Consider the following 7,038-nt stretch of genomic DNA (forward strand, 5'->3'; position numbering starts at 1 on the left):
ACGGGTATACGCCCGTTAACCAATACCTGCAACACCTTCAGGCTTATTCAAGCAAATTTATTCCGGACAGCAGTGCGCCTGCGCGGGAATGACGGTTCTTAACTTAGCGGCATTAGCGCATGAGCCGGATTTATGCGCGCGGGCGCTGGCGGTGGAAGACCAGGGGGCTGTAAGGGATGTTCGATGGCGGCGGCGATTTCAGAATGCCGGGCTTCATGGCGCCCACCACGTGCATCTCGCACGGCTTGCAGTCGAAGCGCAGGGTGTAGGTCTCGTCGCCGCTGACCAGCGTCATCGGCTCGGCGCGGACCTGGCCCTGCACGCCTTGCACGCCCTTGGCCTGCTTGGGGCACAGGTTGAAGGAGAAACGCAGGCAGTGCTTGGTGATCATCAGCGGCACCTCGCCCGGTTCCTCGTGCGCCTCGTAGGCGGCGGCGATCAACTGCACGCCGTGCTTGTGATAGAACGCGCGCGCCTTCTCGTTGTAGACGTTGGCCAGGTAGCTGAGCTGGGTTTCCGGGAAGATCGCCGGCGGCTCGGCCGGAGCCTTGCGCTGTGGACGGTCCCACGCGGCCAGGCGGGCTGCCTCGTGCTTCTCGATGGCCTCGCGGCGCAGCGCGTTGATCGCGGCCGACGGCACAAACCACGGCTTGGACAATTGCAGCGTCACGCTGTCCGCCGCGAACATGGTGTTGCCCAGCTTGGCGAGGCTGGCGCGCAGACCCGCTTCCGCCTGCTCGGCTTGCTGCGCGGGCTGGTAGGCGATGGCGGCGTCGGTGTCGCTCAGGATGCCGTCCTCGTCGCACAGGGACAGGCGCAGGCCGTCGGCCTGCTCGCTCAGCGTCAGGTGCAGGCCGACCTTGCGCTCGGACGACTTCTTGTTGAGCGCGCCCTCCCAGTGGTGGTCGCGGTTGCGCATGATGGTCATGCCGACCTTGAGGCCGGGCAGGGCGCTGATCTGCTCGTTCGGGAACACGCGCCATTGCTGGCCTTCCTCGTCCTCGCCCAGCTTCTTCACCGTGTTGGCCTGGATGCCGAAGGTCTCGCGCTTGTGCAGGTAGTTCAGGCCGTCGCCATTGGCCATCGGCGCGTTGGTGCTCAGGTCGATGTGGTCGGTGCCGATGCGCGTGACCGTGCCCAGCTCCACGCCCACGTATTTCGGGCTGTCGAAGGCGCCGATATCGTCCAGGCGGCCGTTGGCGAAGTAATCCGTGTGGCCGCGGTGGAAGGTCTTGTCGACGTCCGGCGTGAACAGGATGTTGGTGCGGCCGCTGGCGGCGCGCGTGAATTCCGTGCGGCGCTCCATGATCTCGTCCAGCAGCAGGCGGTAATGGGCCGTGATGTTCTTCACATAGCCCATGTCCTTGTAGCGGCCCTCGATCTTGAACGAGCGGATGCCGGCGTCGACCAGCGCCTCCAGGTTGCGGCTCTGGTCGTTGTCCTTCATCGACAGCAGGTGTTTTTCATACGCCACCACGCGGCCCTTGCTGTCGCTCAGCGTGTACGGCAGGCGGCAGGCCTGCGAGCAGTCGCCGCGATTGGCGCTGCGGCCGGTGTCGGCGTGCGAGATGTAGCACTGGCCCGAATACGCCACGCACAGCGCGCCGTGGATGAAGTATTCCAGCGGGGTGTCGACCTCGGCGTGGATCTTCTTGATCTGCTCGATGGTCAGCTCGCGCGCCAGCACCAGCTGCGAGAAACCGACGTCGCCCAGGAACTTGGCCTTTTCCACCGTGCGGATGTCGCACTGGGTGCTGGCGTGCAGCTGGATCGGCGGCAGGTCCATTTCCAGCAAGCCCATGTCCTGCACGATCAGCGCGTCGACGCCGGCCTCGTACAGCTGCCAGATCTGCTTGCGGGCGGCGTCCAGCTCGGCGTCGTGCAGAATCGTGTTCAGCGTGACAAAAATGCGCGAACGATAACGGTGCGCGAACGCCACCAGGCTGGAGATCTCCTCGATCGAGTTGCTGGCGTTATGGCGCGCGCCAAAGGCCGGGCCGCCAATGTAGACGGCGTCGGCGCCGTGCAGGATCGCTTCGCGGCCGATTTCAGCGGTTTTGGCGGGCGACAGCAGTTCAAGCTGGTTGGCGAGCAGGGTCATGGCGGCATTCCTTACATATGAAGGCCGGAATTATAGCGAAATCAAGGCCTTAAGTCATCGCCCGCAAGCGCGCCGGGGCGCCGGTTTCGCTTAATTTGAACACGCTCACCACCTCCACCAGCTGTTCCGCCTGCGTGCGCATGGACTCGGCGGCGGCGGCGGTTTGCTCCACCAGGGTGGCGTTTTGCTGGGTGTCGGCGTCCATTTTGCGCAGCGCCTTGTGCATTTCGGTGATGTCGCTGCTCTGGCTGTAGCTGGCGTGGGTGATTTCGCCGGTGATGCTTGCCACTTCCTCTATGCTTTTCACCACCTCCCGCATCGCGGCGCCGGCCTGCTCGACCAGCTGGTTGCCGGCCTCGACCTGCGACATCGAGGCGCCGATCAGGTCCTTGATTTCCCTGGCCGCGCCGGCCGAGCGCTGGGCCAGGCCGCGCACCTCGGACGCCACCACCGCGAAGCCGCGTCCCTGCTCGCCGGCGTGCGCCGCTTCGACGGCGGCGTTCAGCGCCAGGATGTTTGTCTGGAAGGCAATGCCGTCGATCACGCCGATGATGTCGGCGATACGGCGCGACGTGCTGTCGATGTCGGCCATGGTCTGCGTCATGTCCCGCATCACCTGGCCGCCGCGCTGCGCGGTGAGCGCGGCGCTGTCGGCCAGCTCGTGGGCGGCCTGGGCGCGGTCGGCGTTCTGCGCCACGGTGCCGGTCAACTCGTGCATGGTGGCCGTGGTTTGCTCCAGCGAGCCGGCCTGGAGCGAAGTGCGGCCGGCCAGGTCCTGGTTGCCGATGGCGATCTGCGCCGACGCGCTGGAGATGGCCTCGGTGACGTCGCGGGTGCGCGAGACGATGCGAATCAAGTCGTCGCGCATGCCCTGCATGGCGTGCAGCAGGCTGCCCTTGTCGCCCGGCCGCAGGCGGATGCCGACCGCCAGGTTGCCGGCGGCGATGCGCGCCGCCAGCGCCGCCGCCGTCGCCGGTTCGCCGCCCAGCTGGCGGAACAAGGTGCGCAGGATCCTGACCGCCACCAGCGCCGCGAATACGAACGCCAGCACGAAGATGGCCAGCATCTGCCAGCTGGCGGACAGCATGTGCGCGGTGGCGGCCGCCTCGTCGTCGGCGGCGCGGCGGCTGGCCAATTCCACCACCCGGTCGATGGCTTGCCGATGCTGTTCGTACAGCGTGCCCATGCGCTGCGCCGCCTGCGTGGCGGCGGGCTGGTCCTGGCGTTCGATGGCGGGCAGGAGATCGCGCTCGGCGATGTCGTAGAAGGCCCGGGCGGCTGTGGCGGATTGCTCCAGCAGGGCCTGGCGCAGCTCGGGCTCCAGCTTCCTGCCTTGCCAGTATTGGTGGCGGGTCTCGAAGTCCTGGCGCAGCGACCGCAGGCGCGACGTTAGCTGGCGCCGCTCGTCGGGCCGCTCGCTGGCCAGCAACTGGTGTACCACCAGATACGATTCAATGATGTATTCGGGCGGCGGCAGCACGTCCGCCACCAGATCCTTGCTTTCGGCGATGCGCTCGTAGATCGGCCCATTGACGCGCACGTCGCGCAGCACCTTGACCGACCAGGCGCCATACAGGATGAACCCCAGCCCGAAGGCGGCCAGCATGACGAAAAAGCCGGTTTTGATATCGTATTGCCGTTTCATCAAGCCTCTCCACGGGACCACGCGCCCAGCTCACATGCTCAGAGTCTATTAACTTGTCCCGCATCCGCCGATAAGGCGCCACCGCTTTCGCGTGTAGGGAAATCCTGATAGCGGAAAAAGGTGGCCTGGATGAGCGTTACTTGCTAAGGTAGGGCCTTATTAGTTGTCAAAGAAAAATATTCTGGAGATGCACATGCGCTTAGTCTTTGCCGTGTTGGCGGCATTGCTCACGGGGATGGCGCCCGCCGGCGTGCTTGCCCAGCAACTGCCCATCCAATATCTGACCCAACAGGATGGGCTGGGCAATCTTTCCGTCAATGCGTTGGTGCAGGACGCCACCGGTTACCTGTGGATGGCCACCGAGAACGGCGTGTTTCGCTACAACGGCGCCGAGTTCCGCCGCTACGCGCAGAAAGATGGCTTGGCGGACACGCAAACCATCGCGCTGATACTCGATCGCAAGCAGCGCTTGTGGGTCGGCACGCGCGAACAGTTATACGTGCAGATCAACGGCCGCTTCCAGGCGCTGGTGTTCGAGGGCAGGGGGCCGTCGCCCGATGCCAGCCAGTCGCTGGCGCTGGCGCCGGACGGCAGCGTCATTGTGCAAAGCGGCCTCGAGCTATTGCGGATCACGGAGAACGATGGGCGTTTCGACGTGCGCCGGCTGTTCTCCGCGGAAGAAGTCCGGCGCCGGCCGGCGTTGCGCGACATTACAACCTTCTTGGTGGAGGCCGATGGCCGCTTGTGGATGAACTGTGGCGCGGCGCTGTGCGTGCGCGACAGCCGCGGCTTCACCGAGTTCGGCACCTCCGCCGGCGTGCCGGCCGACGAGTGGCAGAACTTGCTGCGCACCTCCGATGGCGCGCTGTGGGCGCGCGGCAAACGTCATGTGATCGTGCTGAAACCCGGCGCTCAACAATTCATCGACCGCACCCCGCCCGGCGAGGTGATGCGCAAGGCCACCATGGGCACCAGCCTGGTGGAGGATGACGATCACCGCGTGCTGGTCAGCATCGATTCCGGCCTGGCCCGCTGGCGCGGCGAGCGCTGGGAATTGTTCGGCCCGGGTAACGGCCTGAAGATAGGCAGCGGCGTGATCGCCATGCTGGTCGACCGCGACCAGGGTTTATGGCTGGGCACGGGCGGCCACGGCCTGGCGCGCTGGATGGGCTACGACAACTGGGAGAACTGGGGCACGGGCCAGGGGCTGCCCGATGACAAGGTGTTCGCCGTGCGGCGCGACGGCGTCGGCCATCTGCGGATCGCCACACGCTCCGGGCTGGTCATGTTGACCAGCCCGGAAGCCACACGCGCCGTGCCGGTGCCCGGTTACCGCGCCGAGCAGTGGAACAGCATGGTCACCGATCTGCAGGGGCAGTTGTGGACCAGCAGCTACGTCGGCTCGCTGACGCGCGAGGACGTCCGCAGCGGCAAGGTGACCGAGGTGGCGAAGCTGCCGATGATTTTCCAGTTGCTGGCGGACCGCGAGGGGCGCTTGTGGATCAGCACGGGCGATGGCTTGTACGTGATCGACGATACCCGCTCGCCCGGCAAGCCGCACCTGGCGCCGGGGCTGCCGAAGGGCAGCGGCCTGGTGGACGGTATCACCCGGCGCAGTTGCCAGAGCGCGGACGGCACGCTCTGGTTCCTGCGGCCGCGCATGCTGTGGCGCCTGCGCGGCATGCAATGGGACAGTTTTGACCTCGGCTACGAAGTCGGCCGCGAGTACGACGCCATGGCCTGCGCGGCCGATGGCAGTGTGTGGCTGGGGCAGGGCAGCAGCTTGTGGAAGACACGGGTCGGGGCCTCCGGACTGGTCAGGGAGGCGATACAGTCGCCGCTGCTGCGCGAGCGCGCCATCCAGGCGCTGCACGAGGACCGCCATGGCTGGCTGTGGATCAGCACCGACGTCGGGCTGGTGGTGTGGAACCGCCGGCAGTGGCGCCAGTTCGACAGCAGCGACGGGCTGGTCTGGAACGACCTCAACTCGCGCCAGCTGTTCGAGGAAGCCGACGGCACCATGTGGATCACCAGCACCAACGGCGTCTCGCATGTGACACGGCCGGAGCGCCTGTTCGCGCCCACGCCCCTGTCGGCCATCATCGAGGCCACGGAGCGCGACGGCCAAACGCTGCAGCTGCGCGACGGCGACCGCCTGCCGTGGTCGACCTCGGCCCTGAATCTGCGCATGGCCAGTCTCAGCTACCAGCATCGCGACGCCCTGCAATTCCGCTACCGCATGGCCGGCCTGGAGCAGGAATGGACCACCACCAGCGTGCCGCAGCTGCGCTACGCGGCGCTACAGCCGGGCAGCTATCGCTTGCAGTACGCTGTCAGCAACCTGAACACGCAAAGCGAATCGGAAGTGCGCGAGCTGCGCTTCACCGTGGTGCCGCCGTGGTGGCTGAGCACCTGGTTCTTCACGCTGTGCGGCGTGCTGGGCGCGGCCACGCTGTTGCTGTTGTATCGCCACCGGGTGCGCGGGCTGCAGCAGCGCAACGCCAGGATGGAGCAATTGGTGCGCGAGCGCACCAGCGACCTCGAGGCCCGCACGCGCGAGCTGGAGCTGTCGCAGGAAGCCTTGCGCGAGCGCGCGCTGCGCGACGGCCTCACCAAGGCCTGGAACCGGGTGGCGATGCTGGAGATGATGGAGCAGGCCATGCAGAAGTCCCAGCGCGACGGCAAGGGCTTCCTGTTGTGCCTGCTGGACCTCGACCACTTCAAGCGCATCAACGACACCCATGGCCACCTGGCCGGCGACGCCGTGCTGCGCGATCTGGTGCGGCGCCTGAACGGCTGCGTGCGGCCGTACGATCTGGTGGGCCGCTACGGCGGCGAGGAATTCCTGGTGCTGCTGCCCGACCTGACGCAGGCCAACGGCGCGGCGCGGGTGGAGGCGATGCGCATGGCGGTGGCGTCGACGCCGTTCGACATCGGCGATCAGGGCACGCTGGCGGTGACCTCCAGTTTCGGCGTGGTCGAATTCGACCCGGCGCAGCCGGTGGCGGGACTGGAACTGGTGCGGCGCGCCGACCTGGCGCTGTACCGCGCCAAGGAACTGGGCCGCAACCGCATCGAGTTCGTCGGGCCGGATGGCGACGCCATGAAGTGAAGCACTGTCGTTCCGGCGCAGGCCGGAACCCATGGAACGCGGGCGCTGTCGTAACCCATGCCTTGTATGGATTCCGGCCTGCGCCCACTGCTGTCCGGAATAAATTTGCTTGAATAAGCCTGAAGGTGTTGCAGGTATTGGTTAACGGGCGTATACCCGTAGTCGCCAAACTCAAAAACC

3 protein-coding genes are annotated in these 7,038 nt (G+C 66.3%); 1 reads left to right on the plus strand and 2 read right to left on the minus strand.

Going from position 1 to position 7,038, the window contains the following annotated elements:
- Positions 1 to 130 precede the first annotated feature (130 nt).
- Both FHW83_RS30295 and FHW83_RS30300 read right to left on the minus strand, forming a co-directional pair.
- The gene (locus FHW83_RS30295; RefSeq protein ID WP_176650087.1) at positions 131 to 2,101 is read right to left on the minus strand and encodes a U32 family peptidase; all 1,971 of its coding nucleotides are present in this window, start codon (positions 2,099 to 2,101) and stop codon (positions 131 to 133) included.
- 49 nt (positions 2,102 to 2,150) lie between these two features.
- Entirely contained in the window at positions 2,151 to 3,746 is a 1,596-nt protein-coding gene (locus FHW83_RS30300) for a methyl-accepting chemotaxis protein (protein ID WP_176650088.1), read from the minus strand.
- Between the two features lie 193 nt (positions 3,747 to 3,939).
- Here FHW83_RS30300 and FHW83_RS30305 point away from each other — a divergent pair, with 193 nt between their 5' ends.
- The gene (locus FHW83_RS30305) at positions 3,940 to 6,858 is read left to right on the plus strand and encodes a diguanylate cyclase (protein WP_176650089.1); all 2,919 of its coding nucleotides are present in this window, start codon (positions 3,940 to 3,942) and stop codon (positions 6,856 to 6,858) included.
- Positions 6,859 to 7,038: the final 180 nt, after the last annotated feature.

The sequence above is a fragment of the Duganella sp. SG902 genome (genome assembly GCF_013376005.1).
Lineage (GTDB): Bacteria > Pseudomonadota > Gammaproteobacteria > Burkholderiales > Burkholderiaceae_D > Rugamonas.

Excerpts from the sequence above, each read along its gene's own strand:
- FHW83_RS30295 (WP_176650087.1), bottom strand. The coding sequence starts at position 2,101 with ATGACCCTGCTCGCCAACCAGCTTGAACTGCTGTCGCCCGCCAAAACC.
- FHW83_RS30305 (WP_176650089.1), top strand. The coding sequence starts at position 3,940 with ATGCGCTTAGTCTTTGCCGTGTTGGCGGCATTGCTCACGGGGATGGCG.
- FHW83_RS30300 (WP_176650088.1), bottom strand. The coding sequence starts at position 3,746 with ATGAAACGGCAATACGATATCAAAACCGGCTTTTTCGTCATGCTGGCC.